This is a genomic window from Enterovibrio makurazakiensis (assembly GCF_050336585.1).
GTDB classification, from domain to species: Bacteria; Pseudomonadota; Gammaproteobacteria; order Enterobacterales; family Vibrionaceae; genus Enterovibrio; species Enterovibrio gelatinilyticus.
In genome coordinates this window covers 173750-196779 of record NZ_JAKJSE010000007.1, presented here as the reverse complement: position 1 = coordinate 196779, position 23030 = coordinate 173750, and the positions used below count along the sequence as shown (strand labels likewise).

21 protein-coding genes are annotated in these 23030 nt (G+C 46.0%); 10 read left to right on the top strand and 11 right to left on the bottom strand.

Annotation, left to right across the window (positions count from 1 at the left end):
• The first annotated feature begins 95 nt into the window (after positions 1-95).
• The 3 genes from L4D06_RS05770 to L4D06_RS05760 all read left to right on the top strand — a co-directional run bounded on the left by L4D06_RS05770 (position 96) and on the right by L4D06_RS05760 (position 2907).
• Positions 96-1781 (top strand): LruC domain-containing protein, encoded by a 1686-nt coding sequence (locus tag L4D06_RS05770; RefSeq protein WP_429738164.1) that lies wholly within the window; start codon positions 96-98, stop codon positions 1779-1781.
• Between the two features lie 4 nt (positions 1782-1785).
• Positions 1786-2298 carry a hypothetical protein gene (locus L4D06_RS05765; RefSeq protein WP_274164044.1) on the top strand — a complete coding sequence of 171 codons (513 nt, stop codon included), beginning with the start codon at positions 1786-1788 and terminating at the stop codon, positions 2296-2298.
• Positions 2299-2376: 78 nt separating this feature from the next.
• The gene (locus L4D06_RS05760; RefSeq protein ID WP_429738162.1) at positions 2377-2907 is read left to right on the top strand and encodes a GNAT family N-acetyltransferase; all 531 of its coding nucleotides are present in this window, start codon (positions 2377-2379) and stop codon (positions 2905-2907) included.
• Between the two features lie 79 nt (positions 2908-2986).
• Here L4D06_RS05760 and L4D06_RS05755 read toward each other — a convergent pair whose 3' ends face one another.
• The 3 genes from L4D06_RS05755 to L4D06_RS05745 all read right to left on the bottom strand — a co-directional run bounded on the left by L4D06_RS05755 (position 2987) and on the right by L4D06_RS05745 (position 5150).
• A complete protein-coding gene (locus L4D06_RS05755) occupies positions 2987-3460 on the bottom strand; it encodes an NYN domain-containing protein (protein WP_429738160.1) in 474 nt (157 codons plus the stop codon).
• 68 nt (positions 3461-3528) lie between these two features.
• Positions 3529-4380 carry an alpha/beta hydrolase gene (locus L4D06_RS05750; RefSeq protein WP_429738158.1) on the bottom strand — a complete coding sequence of 284 codons (852 nt, stop codon included), beginning with the start codon at positions 4378-4380 and terminating at the stop codon, positions 3529-3531.
• A gap of 170 nt (positions 4381-4550) precedes the next feature.
• Positions 4551-5150, bottom strand: a complete 600-nt coding sequence (locus L4D06_RS05745) for a TetR/AcrR family transcriptional regulator (protein ID WP_274164048.1) — start codon at positions 5148-5150, stop codon at positions 4551-4553.
• A gap of 338 nt (positions 5151-5488) precedes the next feature.
• On the opposite strand from L4D06_RS05745, the gene L4D06_RS05740 reads away from it, so the two are divergent.
• Positions 5489-6031, top strand: a complete 543-nt coding sequence (locus tag L4D06_RS05740) for a DinB family protein (RefSeq protein ID WP_274164049.1) — start codon at positions 5489-5491, stop codon at positions 6029-6031.
• Between the two features lie 33 nt (positions 6032-6064).
• Here L4D06_RS05740 and L4D06_RS05735 read toward each other — a convergent pair whose 3' ends face one another.
• The gene (locus L4D06_RS05735; RefSeq protein ID WP_429738156.1) at positions 6065-6697 is read right to left on the bottom strand and encodes a flavin reductase family protein; all 633 of its coding nucleotides are present in this window, start codon (positions 6695-6697) and stop codon (positions 6065-6067) included.
• A 163-nt stretch (positions 6698-6860) separates the two neighbouring features.
• Between L4D06_RS05735 and L4D06_RS05730 the strand changes: the two genes are divergently transcribed.
• The gene (locus L4D06_RS05730; protein ID WP_429738275.1) at positions 6861-7823 is read left to right on the top strand and encodes a hypothetical protein; all 963 of its coding nucleotides are present in this window, start codon (positions 6861-6863) and stop codon (positions 7821-7823) included.
• 103 nt (positions 7824-7926) lie between these two features.
• Here the strand turns inward: L4D06_RS05730 and phnP are convergent, their stop codons facing one another.
• The 4 genes from phnP to L4D06_RS05710 all read right to left on the bottom strand — a co-directional run bounded on the left by phnP (position 7927) and on the right by L4D06_RS05710 (position 13205).
• Entirely contained in the window at positions 7927-8685 is a 759-nt protein-coding gene (gene phnP, locus L4D06_RS05725) for a phosphonate metabolism protein PhnP (protein ID WP_429738154.1), read from the bottom strand.
• A gap of 682 nt (positions 8686-9367) precedes the next feature.
• Complete coding sequence (locus tag L4D06_RS05720) at positions 9368-9679, bottom strand: hypothetical protein (protein ID WP_429738153.1); 312 nt, start codon at positions 9677-9679, stop codon at positions 9368-9370.
• Positions 9680-9883: 204 nt separating this feature from the next.
• Positions 9884-10369 carry a hypothetical protein gene (locus tag L4D06_RS05715; protein WP_337992908.1) on the bottom strand — a complete coding sequence of 162 codons (486 nt, stop codon included), beginning with the start codon at positions 10367-10369 and terminating at the stop codon, positions 9884-9886.
• Between the two features lie 292 nt (positions 10370-10661).
• Positions 10662-13205, bottom strand: a complete 2544-nt coding sequence (locus L4D06_RS05710) for an Ig-like domain-containing protein (protein WP_429738151.1) — start codon at positions 13203-13205, stop codon at positions 10662-10664.
• A gap of 320 nt (positions 13206-13525) precedes the next feature.
• Here L4D06_RS05710 and dctP point away from each other — a divergent pair, with 320 nt between their 5' ends.
• Complete coding sequence (gene dctP, locus L4D06_RS05705) at positions 13526-14563, top strand: TRAP transporter substrate-binding protein DctP (RefSeq protein ID WP_429738149.1); 1038 nt, start codon at positions 13526-13528, stop codon at positions 14561-14563.
• A 166-nt stretch (positions 14564-14729) separates the two neighbouring features.
• Entirely contained in the window at positions 14730-15284 is a 555-nt protein-coding gene (locus tag L4D06_RS05700) for a leucine-rich repeat domain-containing protein (protein WP_429738274.1), read from the top strand.
• 9 nt (positions 15285-15293) lie between these two features.
• Here the strand turns inward: L4D06_RS05700 and L4D06_RS05695 are convergent, their stop codons facing one another.
• Together L4D06_RS05695 and gloA2 are read right to left on the bottom strand one after the other, a co-directional pair.
• Positions 15294-15620 (bottom strand): hypothetical protein, encoded by a 327-nt coding sequence (locus tag L4D06_RS05695; RefSeq protein WP_429738147.1) that lies wholly within the window; start codon positions 15618-15620, stop codon positions 15294-15296.
• 93 nt (positions 15621-15713) lie between these two features.
• Positions 15714-16109 carry an SMU1112c/YaeR family gloxylase I-like metalloprotein gene (gene gloA2 / locus L4D06_RS05690; RefSeq protein ID WP_429738272.1) on the bottom strand — a complete coding sequence of 132 codons (396 nt, stop codon included), beginning with the start codon at positions 16107-16109 and terminating at the stop codon, positions 15714-15716.
• A gap of 464 nt (positions 16110-16573) precedes the next feature.
• On the opposite strand from gloA2, the gene dgt reads away from it, so the two are divergent.
• A complete protein-coding gene (gene dgt, locus L4D06_RS05685) occupies positions 16574-18034 on the top strand; it encodes a dGTPase (protein WP_429738145.1) in 1461 nt (486 codons plus the stop codon).
• Between the two features lie 13 nt (positions 18035-18047).
• Here dgt and L4D06_RS05680 read toward each other — a convergent pair whose 3' ends face one another.
• Positions 18048-18671 carry a TetR/AcrR family transcriptional regulator gene (locus L4D06_RS05680; RefSeq protein ID WP_274164056.1) on the bottom strand — a complete coding sequence of 208 codons (624 nt, stop codon included), beginning with the start codon at positions 18669-18671 and terminating at the stop codon, positions 18048-18050.
• A gap of 133 nt (positions 18672-18804) precedes the next feature.
• Here L4D06_RS05680 and L4D06_RS05675 point away from each other — a divergent pair, with 133 nt between their 5' ends.
• Both L4D06_RS05675 and L4D06_RS05670 read left to right on the top strand, forming a co-directional pair.
• Positions 18805-19899 carry an efflux RND transporter periplasmic adaptor subunit gene (locus L4D06_RS05675; RefSeq protein WP_429738143.1) on the top strand — a complete coding sequence of 365 codons (1095 nt, stop codon included), beginning with the start codon at positions 18805-18807 and terminating at the stop codon, positions 19897-19899.
• A 2-nt stretch (positions 19900-19901) separates the two neighbouring features.
• Positions 19902-22991, top strand: a complete 3090-nt coding sequence (locus L4D06_RS05670) for an efflux RND transporter permease subunit (RefSeq protein ID WP_429738271.1) — start codon at positions 19902-19904, stop codon at positions 22989-22991.
• Positions 22992-23030 lie beyond the last annotated feature (39 nt).

The following is a 23030-nucleotide window of genomic DNA, read 5'->3' as shown; positions in this document are numbered from 1 at the left end:
ATACACAAAGTTAATTTAACCTTCTGTTTTTTAAACAATAAAAAGTAGGCACTAATTATGCTTGTGATGTTTGGAACCATCATTGGAGGCTTTGTATGTCGTGGAAGAAAATGCTCATCGCGAGTATCTATATTGTCAGCACTTATACTTATGCGTTAACTGCACAGGACTTGGAGTTTGAATCAGGCTCGGACGCTTCTAACTATTCAGCACTGGGCAAACCCAACGACGTTTACTCAATTTCAGGCCAACTCCCGCAGGACACTCTCGATAACGTATATTCAATGCTTCCCGAAGGCAGCACAGTTAACAGCGACTATATCGCTACAGGAAAATATTCAAGTATTGATATCGACGATGAGCTAGCAGGTGCACCTCACGCATCAGCACGTGTTACCTTCTTAAACGAAGGTGCTGGTTATCGAAACGTGTTGGGCTATTTTGTCTACGACACTGATAACCCTCCCGCCTCAATAGATGACGTGCCGACACACATGATTATCTTTCCAAACGCATCCAAGCCGAATCAAGGCGAACTTGTGGAAGGTGATACCATCGATCTCGACGTTGAACTCACCGCAGGTCAAACACTTGGCTTCTTCATTATTTCAAACGGCTGGGGATGGAGTTCAGGTTACAATAGCATTCCTTCGCTGGGTAAATTTGGCACTCCTTTCTACAGCTTCCCTGACTTGAATCCAGAGGCCACTGCAGAGTATCGCAGGCATAACGTCGCATTTATTGATACAGAAAATGACTTTTTGGTTCTTGCTTTTGAAGACATCAAGCGCCCTAAAGGTGACAACGATTTCAATGACTTAATATTTACTGTAGAAATCACACCTTTTCAGGCGATTGATGGTGTAAACCCCGATGGCTCAACCGATTCCAAATATGAGGTACTCACGCAGCAGAACAATCCCGATGTTACCGTGACCTCTGTTTACCCGAGTTCAGATGGATATGCGACATTAGCCTTCGAAGACAACTGGCCATTGAAAGGTGACTACGATTTCAATGATGTCGTATGGCGGTATCGAATCACAGAAGAGATGAATGGTCAGCGCGAACTAAAAAGCATCTCAGCAGACTACACATTACAAGCAATGGGTGCGGGTTACTCAAACGGTTTTGCTGTACACCTGCCAAATGTTGATCCCAGTAATGTCGCTTCGGTATCGTTAACGCGCAATGGTGTTGCCGTAACCCACACCATCCAGCAATCAAACGTTGGTGAAACCGTGCTTATCGTTTCGGAAAACCTTCGTGATGACTTAGAACCACTTGGTGTTCTCACTGAAAGTTGCCCGTTCTATCGAACTCAAACAGCCTGTGTCGACTCACAACTAAGTCGGCTTGATTACCAACTCAATGTTGAGCTAATCACTCCTGTCGCTCGTGCAGTTGTTGGCTACCCGCCTTATGACCCTTTCATTTTCGCTTCAACTGGTATTTACCATGGAGACTTTGCCGCTTTCCCACCAGGAATTAGTTGGCAGCTACACCTAAAACAGTTCGACGGTACCAGTGATATAAACAATGCATTCTTCAATATACATGATGACAACTCCGGCGGTTCAGAATCCTTTCTGACAGAAAATAACATGCCTTGGTCAATCAATATTCGAGATGAATGGAGCCATCCATTGGAAAACACCGACATCAGCCATGCCTTCACCACTTTTGCGGACTGGGTAACAAGCAGCGGCGAAACCAACACTGCATGGTATGAGGCAGCAACGTCCAACAAAGTCATCGCCCCACTGGCAGACGAGGATTAATACAATGAACAAGATATTGAAGAAATTGAGTTTGACTGCCCTGCCGCTGATTTTAACTGCATGTGGTGGAGGCGGAGGTGGTGACGCATCAGGCGGATCCGCTGGCGGTACAGCAGAAACAGGCAATACAGGTGGAAGCGACGTGACATCGTCGTCTCCATCTCAGGAAGCCACAGCGCTAACCAATACTGATGACATTGTGGCAGCACGTGCGTTTAAATTCTGTATTGGCCAAACCATTCAATTAAACGTCAACTACAGCGGCACCACATCTGGGGCGCTCCACATTTTCTCGCAAGCGGATTACATCCACGCAAACGGCGATGTCGATGTTGACCCGTTGTCGCGAATCACAACCATTTACCCAGATTTGACCACAGGCGTGGATATCGAAGTCAATGGTAATTGGGAGCAGTTATACGCTAGGTGGGTGCCAATGAGCAGTAGTGAATCCGAGCAAACCTTGGTCATCAATCTTGACCAATCGAGTAGTTCCTACCTTGTATCATTAGACTGATTAATCACGTTACTCTCAGGCATCTATACTTGTCATAAGCGCCTACTTTGATGGGCGCTTTTTCATCAAGGAAGAGCAATGCAAGATACTCGATTAGAGACGCCACGGTTAAACCTTAGGCGTCTCAACGAAAATGACACGACGTTTATTCATCGCTTGTATAACACCGATGGATTTTTGCGCTTTGTCGGTGACAAGAACATCCGAAGTGATATAGATGCCGCCGTTTATCTTCGTGCCACGCTCATCCCCATGTATGCACAAGCCTACATGGGATTGTTTGCCGTTGAAGAAAAACAGAGCAAACTACCTGTCGGTATATGCGGGTTGATCAAAAGAGATACGTTGGACGACATCGACTTAGGATTTGGATTTTTCCCAGAATACGAGGGGAAAGGCTACGCCTCTGAATCCGCAAAAGCGGTGATAGCATTAGCGCAAAACGCTCTCGGGGTTACCCAGATTGTTGCGATTACCCATCCTGATAATGTTCGCAGTTTGGCACTGCTTTATCGGCTGGAGTTTACGCTTCAATCTGGCGTTGAGACTGAGCCTGACTTTCTGCTACTCAAGCGTCAATTAGTAACCCAAAAACGCAGTGTAGGATAACCATCATTATTTTGGTTACTATTGTGAGGCGCTCAAGGTGCTCAAGGTGCTCAAGGTGCTCAAGGTGCTCAAGGTAAAATTACAACAGCATGTCATCTTCGATTGGGATGAAACGATCAACGCTATTGACTAGAGAATTCGCCGTCAACGTAGGTACACCAAATACCACGGCTTCTTTACCGTAACCTTCTCGAACACGATCCATGAGCAAGGCAAAATCTCCATCACCCGACAGGAGCACCACCATATCAACGTTCGGTGCTGTTTCAATTACATCAATGGCAATACCCACATCCCAGTCACCTTTACTACTGCCATCACTGCGCTGGATAAAGGGTTTTAATTTCACATCAAACCCGATGTGACGGAGTGCATCTTGGAATTTAATTTGCTGATCATCATCTCGGCGAATCGCATAAGCCGTTGCTGACACGACCTCACCCATATGCGCAAGGTTCTTCCACAATAAGCGATAGTTAAACTGACGACCATAGGCTTGTCGAGTTGTGTAGTACACGTTTTGCACATCAACGAACACAGCAATTTTTTTCAACGGATGACCTTTGCGGATGAGTGGAAATCAAGCCAAATCATAACACATTCGCCCGCAACAAAAGGGAATTATGATTGTCCAATAATTTGCGCAAACGCTTGTTTCAACGGATCACTTTTTAGCACTCGTCCATGCCCTAGCCCTTCCGTCGCTACCAAAGAAACGTGAGTAAATTCTGTTGCCTGTTCTGACACAGAAAACGGCGCAAATCTGTCCCCTCTATCATGAACGATCGTAACGGGTGACTGACGTTGCCCTAGCTTTTCGAACGGGTCAATACTCTCAATCGTGGTGTTATATCGTTTGCCAACATCTGCCACAACAGCATGAAACAGTTTCATCGAATACCCAGAGGCTTCTACCGTACCAAACAAGTTTTCCCAGTATTTTAGTACTGGCGCCACCAGAATAATGGGTTTCCCTTTCAACGCTTGATGTTCACTTTCGAGCAGCGTAGCCCCACCCATCGAGTGAGCAATCACGCCTTCGACTTGTTCTTGTTGATTCAATATACCATCCAGAGCACTCAGAAATGCGGGAATGCTTCCCTCTTTACCTTCGCTTCTTCCATGTCCTGGGTGGTCATAAGCCAATGCGGTATAACCTGCCTCTGCGATATACTCCATCAGAGGGAAGAATTGATTTGCCGATCCTGACCAGCCATGAGTTAACACCCAAGTTGGTCCGCAACCGAGCTTATAGGTCATCATTTTCCCTTCAGCCGTACCCAATGCCTCAATAACCATGCCACTCGGCGTAGGGTTGTTCTCTTTCCCTTTGGCCGGTGTCAGGAAAATACGACGCGCCGTTTTAAGCGCATGGTTTGGCGCGATACGATGATGAAGTCGAGAGCCAACACTCAACGCACTCCGTCGAAAACTGAATCGTTTGTTTTTCCCAAAGTATATTTTGCTACTCATGTTGTTATCCTTTTTAAACCAAACTCTAAAAACACACGGCTCAACACGTTAAAGTGGCCTATAAAATAGTACGGTCGTGCTTTTTAAAGGCAAAATAATGATTACAATTGATGCTCTGATTGCATCAACAATCAGCAGTGTTTCTACAAATTGCGTCGTCACAAGCAGAGTTATTGCTTTTTTGCCCGCACTCTCGTAAACAGCTCATCAATGCCGGTCCAGAACTTTTGACCACCATCAGCTTCAAGCCCCAATGTTCTGAATAAATGGCTACTCAAATACAGTCCATACAATTCATAGACGGTTTGCCAGCAATCAAGGTCACGCTTAAACTCTCCTAATTCAATGCCTCTTTCGAATTGAATATGGAGATAGTTCAGCCACTTTTTAATTGTCACCTCAAGAACCTGCTGCATCGGATCGTCTCCAGAATGACTTTCACGCCATGCATCCAGAAACATACAACTGCCTTGAAAAGAGCCATTCCAAGTCAGCCAGTTGTCCAACATATGTCGGATTTTAGCTTCGATGGAACAATGTGACGCATCACGGCACGGTACAATCACACGTTCAGCAAATCGTTCGCCCGCATATGCCACCACTGCGGCTTGAAGATTGCTCCTCGCATTAAAATGGGCAAACAATCCACTTTTTGACATGCCAACACGCTTTGCAAGCTCTCCAATGGTCAAGCTCTCAAGCCCTTCTCGACTCGCCATTTCAAATGCGATTGACAGTATCTGTTCTCTTGTCTGTTTTTTCTTGCTCATCACTGACTTCTGTTTTGCGGCAATACCCAAGCTACTTGAAAATGCTTGAGTATATTCATTAATAGCACGAACGTTCGATTTATCAATCAAAGATACTCTGGTCAGAGTAGTCGACCTTATATCTTAAGAGAGCTTAGCTGCTGTTTAATGAGCCGCAGGTCTCTCTTTTGGCCGTTATCTCTATCCATATTCAAGAATTGCAGATCTTGCGTGGCTAGAATGGGTAACGCGTCACGCTATCATCAGCAAAATGACACGAACTAAAATTTGTCGGCGAAATTTGCTACAGAGTACGTTAGCGTTGGCGGAAAATGGAAACGAATGAACAGGGAATAAGTATGGAACTACAGGCCAACCTGAGAATGATGGCGCGATACAATCAGCGTATTAACAGTAGCCTTCTCGACATATGTGGACAACTTAGCGAAGAACAGCTGAACCAAAACACACTCTCGTTCTTCCCAAGTGTGCTTGATCACTGGAATCACATCATGTTTGGTGATCTCATCATGCTTCAGCGACTTGCAGCCAATAAAGTCGGTGGACTCGACGATACATCACTCGAACAATTTCCTGTTTCGCGCAAAGTCGACGACACATTTGCATCAACGCTTGCTAGCTTCATTCCGCTCCGACATCTATTGGATACCATTATCTGTGAAATGGTTGAACAACTAACTGACGACGTCACCTCTGAGCCGTTTCATTACACTAATACTGAAGGACAACGCCTTACCAAGCTGGTTGGGGAATATTGTCAGCACCTATTCAATCACCAAACCCACCATCGCGGGCAGCTCACTTGTATATTGAGCCAGTTTGGATTGGACTATGGCTGCATGGATTTACCCATTGTGGTACCCGAAGGCGGCGCTATCTAAATACACATGCATCGAGAAACCCATCTTATTGACTCACTCAATCTCTTCAACGTTTGTGTTCGGTTTTGCATAACTTAACCGAGCTAAACGGTGCGTATCGTGATAGCTGTCCAGACCTGAAATCGCAACCGTCTTAAGTGCTTCAATATCAATATAACCATCGGCGGTGATGGCCTTTTCATCCACCAGCACCTGAACGACCTCGCCAATGATCAACTCCGTGTCGTTGATTTCCAAGTTCTGCACCTCACGCACTTCCAATGCAAACTTTACGCGACTCTCTGCAACATAGGGTGCTGCCACTCCATTTATGCATTCTGGTGTCAGCCCTGCTTCAACGAACTCAGACACCTCTGCGGGATATCGCGCAGACGTCTGATGCGCCTGCTTCCACATATCTGCAGAAACTTGATTAATGGTGTACACACCTGTTGCTTGAATATTTTCCAAGGTGTCACGCGTCACCGTATGCGGGCGACTGATCATTCCCACCAACGGTGGATTTGCGCCGATGTGAAAAACTGAACTAACAATGGCGAGATTGTGATTACCTTTGCCGTCGGTTGTGCCAATTAGGTTTGCGCTTTTGAAACCAGAAAGGCTATTGATGAATTTGGCACGGTAGCGATCGTCCATTGCGATGATGTCTGCTGTATTCAATTTCATGATTATTTCTTTTTGTATGTGTGAGAAATTCAATACAGCATTCTGCCTTTTTTCGATCAACGCAATCATGGGAAATACACAACAAATAAAGTGAGTTAGGATGAAGCATTGGCTCTATACCAAAGCAATCTGCTCTCACCTCTCAAGCAATGACAAGGACAGTATGAACGGCGTAACGGGATTTCTCGCTCGGACATGTAAAGACAGCGTCAAAGTTGCCACAACACTTTATAAAATAATGATCCCTACCATCATCGTGGTTAAGGTTTTTGAAGAATTTGGTGGTGTTATTTGGTTTTCAAACGTTATTGCACCTCTCATGCAATTTGTTGGATTACCAAGTGAAATGGGATTGGTATGGGCCACGGCAATGTTCATCAATATTTACTCAGCGTTGGTGGTACTCATTAACTTCGATGTACCAATGACGGTGGCTCAAGCATCCATTCTGAGCAGCATGATTCTACTCGCCCATTCAATGCCAATCGAAGTGGGACTGGCGAAAAAATCTGGCGTCTCAATCTGGTGGACAATTTTGAGTCGCGTCGGCGGTGCGCTGCTTTTTGCGTGGATATTAAAACTCATATACCAAGCAACAGGGTCGCTACAAGATCCTGCTCAGATGATCTGGCAACCATCTAATTCTGGCGACGTATCATTAACCAATTGGGCGATCAATCAAGTGCAAAATCTTGCGATTGTGTTCGTCATTATCTTTGCGCTGATTTTCGTACTCAACCTGCTCAAAGTACTGGGTATTGAACGCTTGATTGCCAAGGCACTTAGCCCCTTTTTGCGTTTGCTTGGTATTAGTCGCGAAGCCACAAATCTGACACTAATTGGTATCACGCTTGGTCTTTCTTACGGCGGAGGTCTATTGATCAATGAGGCAAAAAAAGGACACATTCCACCACGTGATATTTTCACTTCAATCACACTACTTGGGCTATTGCATAGCCTCATCGAAGACACATTGTTAATGCTTGTTATTGGTGCAGATTTCAACACCATTTTCTGGGGAAGATTGGTATTTGCGCTAGTGCTCGTTGCCGTGATTTCTCGTATGGTCCGGTTAATCGATGGAAAACGCTGTGAGCGATTATTCTACCGTTCAGTAGCCTGTTAAAAACGAAAACTAAGCTCTAACGATAGCGCCTCAGGTGAGGCGCTATAACTCACGCTTTTTCGTCACCTTCGATGGTAACCTTCCGTTCGTTTACCTGCTTTCGCTAAATCTCTAAACCATCACGTCCAATGGTAACCCAGCCAGGTACGCCGTTCTCCATCAGCCACCGGTCAAGATCATGGTTAAGATGGGTGATAATAAATTCTTTTGGATGCAGCTTTTCATTCAATTGACGTGCCGTTTCCAAATTACTGTGATTTTCGTTATCACTGTCTGGAGGAAAAGAGCAGTCCATCACTATGGCATCTAGAGGAGGTCGCTCCATTAGCCAATCTAATGTTTGTGCTGGCAAACCATTGCTGTCGGTCAAATACGCTACGCTCATAACCCCATATTCAAATACGAACCCCATGGTAGGGCGGGAATGCTTCATCGCGAGCGGCGTGATCGTTAGTCGATTAATATGAAATGACTCGCCGTGCTGTAATAGCGGTTTAAAGTCCAAACATCCCGAATGCTTCAGCAGATCAGCACAACCTTGCGGATCATCCGGACACCAGACGGGAATAGGCGACGTGTTACCCCACCGTAAGTGAAACAAGCCTTGGACATGATCAACATGAAAATGGGTAAGCAGGAAACCATGGTAGGTTCCGGCGGCAAAACGGGAATGCAAATCCATCATTCCAGCATCAATCAACAGGCGCTCCTTTACACCACCTCGACCCCATTCAAGCATGGCCGAACACGGTTTTCTTTCAAACGCAGCCTGCTCCCTCGCCCTATTGCATGCGATACATTCGCATCCGTACAACGGAACGCCTCCTGCGGCTGCTGTTCCCAACAACGTTAATCTGAGCATCTATATTCCCAAAAAATAAATTAAAGAGCGTCCGTTCACCAAATCAAGCTTGGTCATATATACCCAAGTAACCGAAGTGATAGGATTTAGCATCCTTTGTTGAAGTTAAGAGCAATGCATACCTTGTTCGTTATCGTGATCTTTTCAAAACAGGATGACATCGAGAATAACATCAATAAATCAGCCCAGAGAGCCTATCAAATCGACCTTTTTCAGGTTACTAGGGGATATCAGTGTCCGCTCAATATAGTTGGGATTGATATGTAGAGGCAGCCCTTTGAGCGCAAGTCGCCGAGTTCAGTCCAACGCTCTAGTCACGAGCCAAAAACCACAACAACGCGACAAATGAACTCTCGTACATGTTAACTGAGATCTATGTCATTCTGTTTTAAACGTGCTTTTAAAACTCTTGACGAACAGAAAGGAATTCACTGCAATTCTCTTAGAGGAGAGTGCGGTTCAAATGGGCCAAGTTTACGGCAATCTATCTTAGAAGGATCTACGAAGGAAGCGGCGTCGACGACAGGGAGCGATTGTGAGGTCTGAGCGCTGTAGCAATATAGCGAGAATCGCTTACTAGCCAAAACGTCATGTACTTCATCAATAAAATCATGCACCTCAACCACGCAATCATCTATAAAGATGCCGCTAAGGTGCGAGAATGGAGACCGAAGAATTGGTGTTAGTAACTCACACGAATTTCAACTTCATATGGGGTTTTCAACTGAACGGACTCACCACTGCTTTCAATCATTTCACTCGCCAATACTTCGCCAGAAAATTCGGTCTTTCTGTTCTCAATCATGTCCTGCCAAATATGGTCAAGGTTCAAAACCCGTGCAGCGCTAAAGCCTTCAAGAGTTAGCCTGACACAGTGTTGCCAATCATTACCTTTGCCTGATTTTTCATACTCCGCTCCAACACTAGCAATAGATCTTTTCGATATAACTGCGACAGCAAACTCAGCAACTTCCTGTTCTTTCCATGTTTTCATCGAGCGCGCCTCTAATATTTACAGGGTGAATATCATATTCATTTAACATTCTCTTGAAAAAATTATAGACACTTATTTGCATATTGTTTTTAGATTAAGTTCGATTGCTTGGCTAGATAGGACTAATGATTGGCTGAAGCACAACGCGCTCTCACCTCGAAAGGAAAATAGAAAAAGGCAGGGTAAGGAAATACTGAGTAGATCTTAACGGCGCCACCAGGTGGCTAAATGCAGCAGAGCAAAAAGGCCATGTCCGTAGATATACGCTTCAATTGCGCCAACAGCTGCTTTATGAATCGACAAAAAATCTGGTGCCAACGTACTACCTTTAGCAAACAAGACAAACCACCACGATCCCGTAAAAATAGCCAAGAACAACGCGAGCAAACCGAGACCTTCGACGGTTGCGGCCAACCCACCATGTTGAGGCTCTGGCAGATGCCATTTAACCAAAGCTCGAATATCTTGCTGAATCGCCGCAAACCTCCCATATGCCCAAGGGTAGAGGTCCGACAAATGGCGTCGATTGATAACAACAATGAAAAATATCAGGCTTACGAACATCAAACCGAGTCCGCCATACATGTGCAATTCATCGACAAGAGTGATCTGAGTGTGTGTTGTGTCGCCATGGACATGCATACCAAATGACGTGGCTATTTGATAGATCACCCATGTCATGGTCAGCATATGCAACCACTTTTCGGATTTTGGGAGTTGAGAAAAAAGGTAAGAGAGCCCTCTTAGCGTCTTGTTGCCAACGTCGTGATTCATCATTTCTAGCTTATTTGGTGGCCCAAACAAAAAGTATATGAAGGATCAGACTCCTCTAAAGTCATGGTTACGAGACAAAACTGAATCTTGAAAAACAAAAATCGGCAACCAAAGGCTACCGATTTCTATTATCACGTTAAGCGTTTAAGCTTGATATGCCCAAACAACCTGAAGATGCAGGATTCAGGCTGTTTACGTCATCCTAGCATTACTGGCCTGCATTCATCGCCTTAAGCTTGTCACCAACAGGGCCAGAAAAGTTATAGCCGTCATGTTGATCCCAATTAATCGACCACGTCATCACGCCACCAAAGTTTGGATAGTTAAACGCAGGAACAACGGTGCCACAACTTGTACCTTTGGTTAAACAATCTAGTGCATCAACGATGTTACGTGTTGGCGCTTGGCCTGAATTGGCAGAGCTTGGTCCTGACGGTAGACCAATAGCAACTTGATCATCTCGAAGCGGCATAAACTGCGTACCATTTGCCAATTCAAATCCTTCGACCAACATCTTAGACTGGGCAACCATCATGTCTACAGAGCCTTCCGGTGCTGCACCTGTTAGATACGGGTTAGGCAAACCACCATTGTTATAAAGCTGAACATGAAGCAGATCAAGCGTATCTCGCAATGCATCAATCAACGGAATGTAAGCGCCCCAAATACCTGTATACGCTACCATACCACCTTGAACATATGGGTGTTCAGGTGCCATTGTCAGGTACATATCTCCGCCCATGTTAGCTTCGATTTGTTTCAATGCACGTGGCAATCTCGCCTGAATTTCAGAGCCATGAACCAGGTTAGAACCGCTTTCTAGGTCAATATCCAGCCCATCAAATCCCCACTCTTTAATGATGTCGGTTAGGCTAGAAACAAACGCCGCTTCGTCGGCATCAGTGTTAAGTGTAATGGTGCCTTCCGCTCCGCCCAAAGACAGAACAAACACTTTTCCTTTCGCCTGCAACGCTGCCATTTCTTGCTTAAACACTTGCGGATCTAGCGGTGCACAACTGCTACGAATATCGCCGTTGTAAAGATTGAAATGCACAGTACCGTTACTATTGCGATCGTTTTCCGCAAATGCGATATCTATAATATCCCATGCTTCCGACATTTCGCTAAGCTTCAACGGACAACCCGCACCATTCACGAAGTTATGCCAGTAGCCAATCAACTTATGTTTTACCGCTGATTGTTCGAACACCTTCACTGTCACACCCTGCGTTGAAGCTGTTAAGCCGCTGCTGTCCGTTGCCAAAGCTGACACAGTGAAGCTGCCCACACCGCCAGGCGTCCAGTTTGCGCTGTATGGCGCACTGGAATCCGTTGCGACGACCGAACCATCAACAAGGAAATCGACTTTAGTAACGCTACCACTAAGCGCACTCGCTTCTGCCGAGAGTGACACGACTTTACCTAAACCAAATGAACTGCCCGCAGCAGGAGACGTCAAGCTCGCCACTAATGGCTGATCACTCACGTTAACTAGGACACCTGCGGTTCCCGTGTTTCCTTCGTTATCGGTGGCCACCGCACTTAGGCTCAGTTCTCCCAAACCTTGCGCTAACCAATTCACGCTGTAAGGTGCTGTTGTATCAACACCAATGCTTTGTCCCGCAGCAAAGAACTCAACACCGTCTACACTTCCATCTGCATCCGTTGCATCGACCGATACCATCAGCGATTCACCGGCAAGCAGCGTGGCATTATCTGATGGCGCAGTGAATGTGACGGTGGGAACAATGGCGCAGATACCTAACTCGGTCCAAGCGTCTGTCCAATATTGACCATTTTTCGGTTCATATGCCCAAGCAGAACTCGAAGAGCACCAGCCTGACACATCACATTGATATTTATAATTACCGTTTTGGACAATCGCGCCAGCGGCATAAGAGGTACCAGCTTTGTATGTTGGAACGCCAGCACAACCACCGCCCACTGCTTCACCAGCAACATTAACAGTGACTTCACCCGCCCAAGCAGAGAGACCATCTTGATCAATCGCTTTGGCATTAAAGGTGTGACTGCCTTCTGTCGCTAACCAGCTCAATTCGTAGGGATCAGTATCGTCTTTACCAACCAATTGGTTATCCACATAAAAATCTACACTCGCGATCGGACCATCAGCGTCTGATGCGGTCGCTTGCAGCAATACGTTGTCACCCACTTTGAGTTGTGACGTGCTGATAGGGTTAGTCAATTGTGCCGTTGGCGGGAAACCAAAATCAGCAGGAACAACGCTGACCTGCACGCTCTGCTCACTGCTTGCGCCTTCGTTGTCTGTTACCACCGCTTTGATCGTGTACTGCCCTTCTGTGGCGAGCCACTCCAAGGTATATGGTGCGACATTTGCCACACCAACACTTGAACCATTCGCAAAGAATTCCACGTCACTCACCGAGCCATCAGTGTCTGATGCGGTTGCTGAGAGAGAGATGGTATCACCGTCTGTAAATTGGGCATTATTGAGTGGGGAGGTGACTGAAACAACAGGGATAGCGTTACCCGTGGTGGAACATTGACCTAAAGCTTCCCATTCTTCCCATGGGCCTGAGTTCTCAGCTGGATTCTTTCCAGATGTCCACCACTTAGCTTTAAAGGCATTTCCTTGATGAGTGACTTGTGTGCCGCCGTTGTATACGTCTTTCGTATCCCACGTAGGTAGAACGTTACAATCTACTGCCCACGCAGGCATTGCTGCCGTGATACTCAAAGCGACAGCTGAGTAAACCATTGTTTTGCGCATAATGAATTTCCTTATTCGATAATAAGATACAGAGGATTTCCACTTTTTTCTTTCCGTGAAATATCCCAAACCCATCATGGTTAAATTTCATGCTTCCCTCCAAGTCTTGTACGTGTTTTTTGTTCACATTTGCTACATCATTTCAAAGCTGTGGCGCAATCAATTCAGTTATATCATTCAAAATTCAGACATCAATACGGTTTAATTCTCTTAATGTCTCATTGACTGCACTGATGACAACGTGCGTTTTGGGTTATCACTTATACCTAAACAAGGAAGGTTTACTGGCCGATAAAACCGTAAGTAAAGGAAATGCAATCATGATGAAATGCAACAAGTTCCTCAAAGGAATATCCCTGTCGGTCGTTTGGATAACCCTGTCCATTTGCTCAGCGTCGGCCAATGAAAACGCAGCTGAAGTATGGCGCTTTGGTCTCGAAGAAATTGAGGGGTCGGTTCAGGATATCTACGCACAAGCATTCAAGCGCAAAATAGAAGACAAATCTCAAGGAGAGATCGTCGTAGAAATATATTCCTACGGCATGTTGGGTGAATCAGAAGATTTAACAAACCTGACGGCCAATGGCACGCTTCAATTGACTCATGCTTCAGTGGGTATTCTAGGCGCACAGATCCCCGAAGCACAGGTGTTCACCATCCCCTATCTGTTTTCCAACAACGATGACCACAATCAAGCCGTGCTCGCCAACAACCCTGCCATATACGAAATACTCGGTAATGCCCTTATCGATCAAGATCTGCGCTTGATGACACTCTACCTTGAAGGCGACATGGTTTGGTCGACCAACAAACTTATACGAAAACCAAGCGACTTCGCCCAGTTTAAGATGCGAGTCATGAACTCATCATTAGTGATAAAAACATTTGAGTTATTAGGTGCGACAGCTATCCCAATGCCTTATTCACAGGTGTATGGCTCGCTGCAAGCCCATATCGTAAATGGTCAAACCAACCCGATTTTTTCGATTGAAGAGATGAAATTCTATGAAGTAACGGAGTATCTGATATGGGCTGGACAGCAGAAATTCACGACCTCCGTGCTGGCAAATCAGGCGTGGTATTTAGCTTTACCTGCACCACACAAACTTATTCTCAACGAGACTATTGAAGAGCTCACACCCTATATTTTTGAGCAGCAGATTGCGCTTAACAACACCCAATTAGCGGCCATCAAGAAGTCAAAGCCAAGTATGGCGTTAATAAGGCTGACGAAAAAGGAACAAGCCTTGTTTAAAACGATATCTACGCCTATTCGACAGCAATTTATTCAGAACAGTGGACAACCCGGTCAGCGTTTACTTGAAGCATTAGACAAGGCGTTAGCCACTGAAAAATAAAGGGGGTCGCCCGTATGTAAGCAGCAATACTTAAACAACCTTGTGTGCGCTTATATTTACTATCATCACTTTCTATCAAAATAGGCACGTTAATCTGAAGTGATGGTGATTCAGGTATACAATACAAAGAGTTCGCGTTGGGTTTTAAGGTGTTACTGAATTGAAAGTGGTCAGCTATTTCGTTTTTGCGTTCGTTATTACGTTCACATCAAATGAAGCTTTTGCAAACAAAAAGAACCTTGAATTTGTCGATGCTATAAAACTGCATGGCTACATCGATGGTTACGGCAACCTACGCCTCAAAAATTCTAATATGACGCAACTCCCAGAGCCACTCGATGTAAAAGGCTTCCTCGATATTCAAGGCAGTAACATTACTCAATTGCCTGCAGAACTCACCGTTTCAGGCTATCTAAACGCTTCACACTCGTCACTCACTCGCGTACCGAAAGTGGATGTTGGTGGCTACATGAATTTCACTGGTTCAAAAGTTGCGGCTCTGCCTGCTGGATTGAAGGTAAAGGGAGATTTAAGTTTGGTTAATACGCCGATCACAGCACTACCAAGGCGGCTTAATGTACAAGGGAATCTGTATTTATCGAACACGCGTATTGCTAGCCTTCCGCCAGATCTGCGTGTAGGAGGCGACCTCTATCTGAGAGGAACTAACGTGAAAACAATTCCTGAGTCTGTACGTATTGGTGGCAAGGTTTATCGGTAGTCTCTCACGCTACGCCACTTTTTTCGCATCGCGGAACTGTGCCATTTGAACAGAGTGGAGTTTTCTTCGCAGTGCAATCCCGTAGCGATACATCTTGCGCCCTTTTATCCTCTTCTCGCCTTTGTGTTTAATCACAACGAAGAAATTGGGCATAGAATTGACTCTTAGCTCACACTGGCCTTCATCTAGCTTCCATTCAGAAACAAAACCAATGCCCTTCTCAGAAATATCTGTGATGACAATATTCACGCACGGCAAAAACTTATGAGCCCAAAGCAATTGCCCTTTTACTCGTGGATTGCATATAAATCGCCGCCAACGGCGTACTTCTTTCATCAGTGAACCAATTGCAGCATATCAATTGATGACATATTAACAAGCTAAGCGTCGCTCGTTCGATACAAAGGTGAGACAGAAAATCACTCAGTTTTACTCGTCAGGAGCCGCCTCATACAACTCTAATGGCAACCCATCAGGATCGCTAAAAAACGTAAATCGTCTAGACGTATACGGGTCAATACGAATGGGTTCACAATCCACGCCTTGCCGTTTCAACTGCTTCACCACCCACTCAACGTCCACACATTGAAACGCTAGATGCCTTAGCCCTTGCGCTTCGGGATAAGATGGCCTCTGGGGACTATTGGGGAAGGAAAACAGTTCCAACTGTCTGCCATCTGGCAAACCGATATCCACTTTCCAAGAGTCTCTTTCGGCGCGGTAATGCTCATCCAGCAAACGTAAACCCAACACATTAAGATAGAAATACTTTGCTCGCTCAATGTCGCTCACAATCAACGCAACATGATGTACACCAGAAATCATACTCATGACTTTCATACCCACAAAATTTGCCAACAGGTGGCAAAATTTACCACCAACGATACTGCATTCAATCAGAATCAATCAGACTCTTTTATATTGTACTTGTAATTCAAACAGTTAAGTTATTTTAACTATTGGCATCGAGTTTGCTAATCATTTAGGTATGTCATACACAAGATCAGATGCACCAGATTGCAAGCCAGAACGGCTGCCACAGGGAGTTTCAGAATGTCAGTACCCAATCGAAAACACCAGTACATGTTTGGCTTTACGATTTTCACCATAGGTTTCATCGCCGGAGTCGCTGTGCTGACACACGCATTCAACTAGCCAACCTCGTCGTTTGTTTCAGGCTGGATTGACGTGATTCGCCTTCATGACAGTGAACGCGAATGGCACTATATACATTCGGTTCTTCCGCAGCTAAGGTGATGAAATAACGTTTCTTAGTGTCAGGAAGCCAAATGTCCGCGATCGATTTCAGCAAAAAAGTTAGTCTCGCCCGCCCTCACCCATTTGGAAGCGATCTACAAAGAGCTTTAGAAAGTGATCGGGGACGCATTATCAATTCAGCCCCAATACGTCGCTTACAGCAAAAAACCCAAGTCTTTCCGTTAGAACGAAACTCCGCCGTTCGCAGTCGCCTCACTCATTCACTCGAAGTGCAGCAAGTCGGTCGTTTTATCGTCCATACCATTTACGACAAATTGACCGATGAACAGAAACGACAATATGGGCTCTACGGGCTTGATCGCGCTATCGAATCCTTGGTGGAGATGGCCTGTCTAATGCACGATATGGGTAACCCGCCCTTTGGTCACTGCGGTGAAGATGCTATAAACCGCTGGTTTGAACAACACCTGACTCAACTCAAACCCATGGAGGAGTTGGTTGAATCACTTCCAGCACCATCACTTAATCCCATTGTTCATGAGCTTTGCCACTTTGACGGTAACGCTCAGGCAATTCGATTGGTTCACTCACTTCATCGTTTCAACCTGACTTACAGCCAAGCCGCGGCGGTATTGAAGTACACTCGCCCCGCCACTGAATCAAAACAAGAAGTGCCTGAGAACAAAAGCTATCTCACCAAGAAAGTCGGTTACTACGCAACAGAAGCCAGCTATGTGGAAGACATGATGGCAGCGCTTGATATGGCGAAATACTGTCGTCACCCCCTGAGCTATATCATGGAAGCCGCCGATGACATCTCTTATTGCTTAGCGGATCTTGAAGATGCTGTTGAAAAGCGGATTCTGTCGCTTGAAGCGCTTACAGACCACCTTAAACGAACTTATGAGAGTATCGAGCCAGACAATCGCCCGATCAAAGGCAACCAAACATTCAATGATCTTTTGAATCGTGTTTATGACGAAGCTCAAGTTGACGAAATCAGTAGAACCCACAAGTTTTTCATCAAGTTACGTGTCGTGATGGTACATCCACTGGTTAACCACGCCGCAAAACAATTTACCGACCATATCGAAAATGTCTTTACCGGTGAATTCAACCGTGCATTGATCGAAGACGATAGCCAGTTTCACGCTATCGCTAAAACGTTTAAGCAAGTTGCTATTAATCACGTCTTCAATGATCAAGAGGTGGAAACACTAGAATTGCAGGGTTACAAGATTATTGGTGGTTTGCTCGATCAGTACCGACCTTTACTTGAACTACCAAGAGAAGATTTTCTGAAAATCGTTGAAGGTGAAGGGCGCTACTATCCCGTTGAACGGAGACTATTCAACAAGCTCTCACGCAAACATGTTGCTGCTTATACGCTAGCTAGGAAAGAGCAAGCCACCATAGCAGACCCTGCCTTATGGGAGTTCTACCTTCGTTGCCGATTACTGCAAGATTATATAAGCGGCATGACCGATCAATTTGCTTTTGATGAATACAAATCACTCATGGTGAGCGGTTAGTCCACGGGTGCTATCACGCCGGAAAGACATAGCCATAACCGCGAAGAAATACCTCGACACTTTTGCGGAGATAGGCACGACGAGTCGCCTCGTCTTCGCCCGCATCGAAGCCAAAGAATCCCCAATATACTGGGCGCCCATGCAACATAAGTAAAAGTTGCATGGCAGCGCCTTCTGTATCATCACAATAAGGAAGAAGCCCATTCGCAACCAATTTATTGAAATAGTCACTGAGCAACATGACATTTCGCTTCGGCCCTTGCTCTAGAAATATCTTGGCAATTTCTGGATGAGTATCAGACTGGCGAATCGTGTTCTGAAACGTATTACGCGCCTCATCGCCGAGCAACATACTTTGAAAAAGCCAAGCGTATTCATTCAACACCTCACTGGCTGAACGCTCATCACTCATCAAGTCCCAATTCAAACCTGATTTCATGCACTTTTCAATGATGCAGGTTTCAAAGAGTTGGTCTTTATTAGAAAAGTGCGCATATACCGTTTGCTTGCTCACTTGAGCATGTTCGGCGATCGCATCCATAGAAATGCCATAGCCTTGCTTTGAAAAAAGCTCTATTGCAGCACTAAGGATCTGTTTTCTCTTCTGCTCTTTACGCTGACTCAGATGCGTAGTCATTGGTGTTCCTTGAATGAAACGTCCTAAAATTATTACCCAATCAAACTAGACAGTCCAGTTTGATTGTTCTATTTTTAATCAAAGTGGACTGGACAGTCTAGTCTAATATTAAACGGACATTGAGTATTTCGCCATGCATAGGTTTGCCCGCTCGCTTGTTTTTGTCACTACGCTCTCGCTTCTATCAGCATGTGGAAGTGAAAGCAACGCAGAGACCGAAACACACTCAGAGAATATTCCTGTTGTCACAACGCTTGCTGTCGAAATGTCTCCCGGATATAGCGTGAATCGTGAATTTGTCGGCACAGTACAAGCGGGACAAAACGCAAAACTAGGTTTTGAGCTTGGCGGAAAAGTAAACGCTCTAATGGTCGATGTTGGTGACTCAGTTAAAAAAGGCGAACCATTAATCGCCTTAGACACCCAATTGTTAGATACCGAAACTCAGCAATTATCAGCACAATTAGAACAACTCGATGCCCAACTCGCCCTCATTCAAAACAACCTCCAGCGCCAACGCCAATTAAAGAAAAAAGGGTTTAGTGCAGATGCAGAGATTGATTCCCTGACTAGCCAGCGCGACGCCTTAAAAGCCAATGTTCGACAGCTTGAAGCGTCGTTAGCATCCACCGAGTTACGAAAAGAAAAATCCACCATCTACGCTCCGTACAATGGGAAGATCAGCCAAAGATTCGTGTCGCATGGCGATGTCGTTAATGTTGGCGCTCCAACCCTGACGCTTTTAGCCGATTCACAGAAAGAAGCGCAAATCGGCGTTCCTGTCACCGTGTTAGCTGACGTCAACCAAATGTCTCATCCCGTTATTCGCGTTCGCGATGAGCAATACCCTGCCACATTATTGAATCCTGGCGCAGACATTGATATGCGATCTCGCACTGTCACATTGCGGTTTCTACTTCCTGAACAAACATCTGTACTAAATGGCGAACTGGCGTACCTGCAATACAACCATCACACGCCTGAACCGGGCTTTTGGATGCCCATCACAGGCATCACTGACGGCCTACGCGGTATGTGGAACGTTTATGCAGCCCTGCCCTCAGACGACGGAGAGCATCACATTTCACGTCGTTCGGTGCAGGTTCTTCATGCCGACGACAGCAATGCGTTTGTTTCTGGAGCGATTGGCAACGGGGAATTGGTGGTTATAGAAGGCGTACATCGCATCGTTTCCGGCCAGCAGGTTAACGTCGCAGCGGAGAAATGATGATGGAGAAGCTGCTAAAAAATACCCGATTAATCGTTCTGATGACGGTTCTATTGCTGGTTTCAGGACTCTCAGCGCTATCAACCTTGCCCCGCGCCGAAGATCCGGCACTGATTAATCGATGGGCAACCATCACGACTCCCTACCCAGGCGCTAGCGCAGAGCGTGTAGAAGCTCTGGTGACAGAAGAAATTGAGAATTCACTTCGCGGACTCGACGAAATCAATCTGATTGAGTCTCAATCTAAACCCGGGATTTCAGTGATCACGGTTGAGCTCAATGACGACATCATTAATGCAGAGCCAATCTGGTCAAAAATCCGAGACAAGTTGGGTGATGCTACACCGCTACTACCACAAAGCGCACTAGAGCCGCAGTTTGACAACGATCATTCTAACGCCTTTACCTATATCGTATCCCTGCAATGGCAAGGCGATAGTAACCCAGATCCGCTGATACTCGGGCGTTACGCCAGTGAGCTAGCTAAGCGATGGAGAAACCTCTCCGATACAGACTTTGTTGATGTTCATGGTCTGCCTGATGAAGAAATTCTGGTAACGCTTGATGTCGCCGCATCTAGCGCATTGGGACAATCAGCGCTCACCCTCTCGAATGCCATCTCTGGTGCCGATGCAAAGAATGCTGCGGGTGAACTCCACAGCAAAGACAATCGCTTCCAACTCGAAGTGGCGGGAGCGCTTGATTCTGTTGACCGCGTTAAGCGTGTACCTATCGCTATCGATGACAATGGCTTTCTCGTTCGATTGGAAGACATAGCAAGCGTCGAAAGAGCTGCCGCTACTCCCCCCTCTCAAATTGCGATAATTAATGGTTCTCCTGCGATTCTTGTCTCAGCCCGCATGCAAAGCGATATTCGAGTAGACCGCTGGACTGAAGCCGCAGATGCCATGCTAAATGGCTTTCGAGCCGAGTTGCCAAACAATATTTCTCTAGAACCCATTTTCAAGCAAGCACGCTACACCGAAACGCGTCTTTCAGATCTCGTTCAAAGCTTGTTGATGGGCTTTGGGTTGGTGCTCATTGTCCTATTTATTACACTGGGGTTCCGCTCCGCCCTGCTTGTCGCATTGTCCCTACCAATAGCGTCAGCATTTACGCTCGCCATGATGAGTTTTACTGGGCTCCCCATTAACCAAATGTCAGTAACAGGTCTGATTGTATCGCTCGGGATCATGGTCGATAACGCCATTGTTATGGTCGACACGATTCAGCACTACAGACAAAAAGGGGTGAATAGGCTCGAATCAGCAATGCGCGCAATCAAACACCTTTGGTTACCTCTTCTTGGTTCAACCCTGACAACAATTTTGGCATTCGCACCCATCTTCTTAATGCCAGGGCCTGCTGGCGAATTTGTCGGTGCTATTGCTATTACGGTCAGTTTCTCTCTTGTCGGCTCGTACATGGTGTCGCAATTGATTGTGTCGGCATTTGCTGCGCGTTGGCTTCCATCCGGCGAATCCAGTACGCGTTGGTATCATGCTGGTATCTCATTGCCTAAAGTCAGTGCGATGTTTCGATCATCAGTTCGTGGCGCAGTGCGCTTTCCATTGATTGCCATTCCATTGGTATTGATTGTGCCTGCGTCGGGTTTTTGGGCTGCGGGACAACTCACAGAGCAATTTTTTCCACCTTCAGACCGCGATATGTTCGAAATCCAAGTCTATCTTGCACCTCAAGCCAGCATGACAGCGACACTTGAAACGACACAAGAAATTGACCGGATCATGGCGAAGAACGAAGATGTTAAAAGTGTCGGTTGGGTGGTGGGCACCAATTTCCCGTCCTTCTATTACAATATGATGGGTAGACAGCGTGGTGCACCGAATTTTGCTCAGGCCATGGTGAAAGCCAAAGATTTCGCATCCGCTAACGCAATGATCCCCATCCTACAAACGGAGCTATCTAACGCACTTCCCCATGCCCAAATTTTGGTCAGAAAACTAGAACAAGGACCGCCGTTTAATGCGCCGCTAGAGGTACGTGTATACGGCCCAAACCTTGATAAACTGCGTGAAATCAGCGAAGAAATCCGTTTGCTGATGGCACAAACCCCTGATGTCATCAACACCCGCGAAACCATGCAACCGGGAGTCCCTAAGGTTTCTATCAATGTTAACGAAGAAGCAAGCCAACTGACGGGAATGTCACTGAACGATATCGCAACCCTACTTAACGCCTCTATGTCTGGCATTGTGCAAGGCAGTGTCATTGAAGAAACAGAATCCATTCCTGTGCGAGTCAGAGTAGATGATGCGTCGAGAACCAGTTTATCTGAACTAAGTCAGATTCGACTTCCGCTGGCACAAACAAGCGGCCAAATGGACTTACCCTTGACTGCCATTGCCGAACTAAGTGTTGAACCGAGCCGTGGCGCTATTCCACGTCGGGATGGTGAACGCGTCAATGTCATCGAAGGATATTTGATGGCTGGGGTGTTGCCTCAAACCGCACTCAATGCCTTCAATCTGAAGCTTGAACAGGCCAACATTCAGTTACCTCCCAGCTATCGTATTGAATTTGGAGGCGAATCCGCAGAACGGAATGAATCTGTCAATCAGCTCATGGCGAACCTAACCATCGTTATTACCTTATTGGTTGCGGTCGTCGTCGTCTCGTTTAACTCATTCAGGCTTAGTGGCATCATTTTTCTAGTGGGGGCACAAGCCGCAGGCTTGGGCTTACTTTCTGTCTGGTTTTTTGGCTACCCATTTGGGTTCACGGTGATCATTGGGTTACTGGGATTAGTCGGGCTCGCCATCAACGCCGCCATTGTCATTTTGGCTGAACTTAAAGCAAGCCCAGAGGCCAAGCAGGGTGATAAAGAAGCGATTGTTTTCGCCGTAAGTAGCTGTGGACGTCATATCACCTCAACCACGATCACTACTATTGGCGGTTTCTTACCGTTAATCTTGGCAGGCGGAGGGTTTTGGCCTCCCTTTGCCATTGCTATCGCAGGTGGCACCCTGCTCACAACCTTACTTTCTTTCTACTTCGTGCCTGCAGCCTTTAAAATTGCGGTCTCTATCTATCCACTAGACAACAAAAACACACTTGAAAATCAGCAATAGGTTTATACAAAGCAAAAAAATAGCCACCTAAAAGGTGGC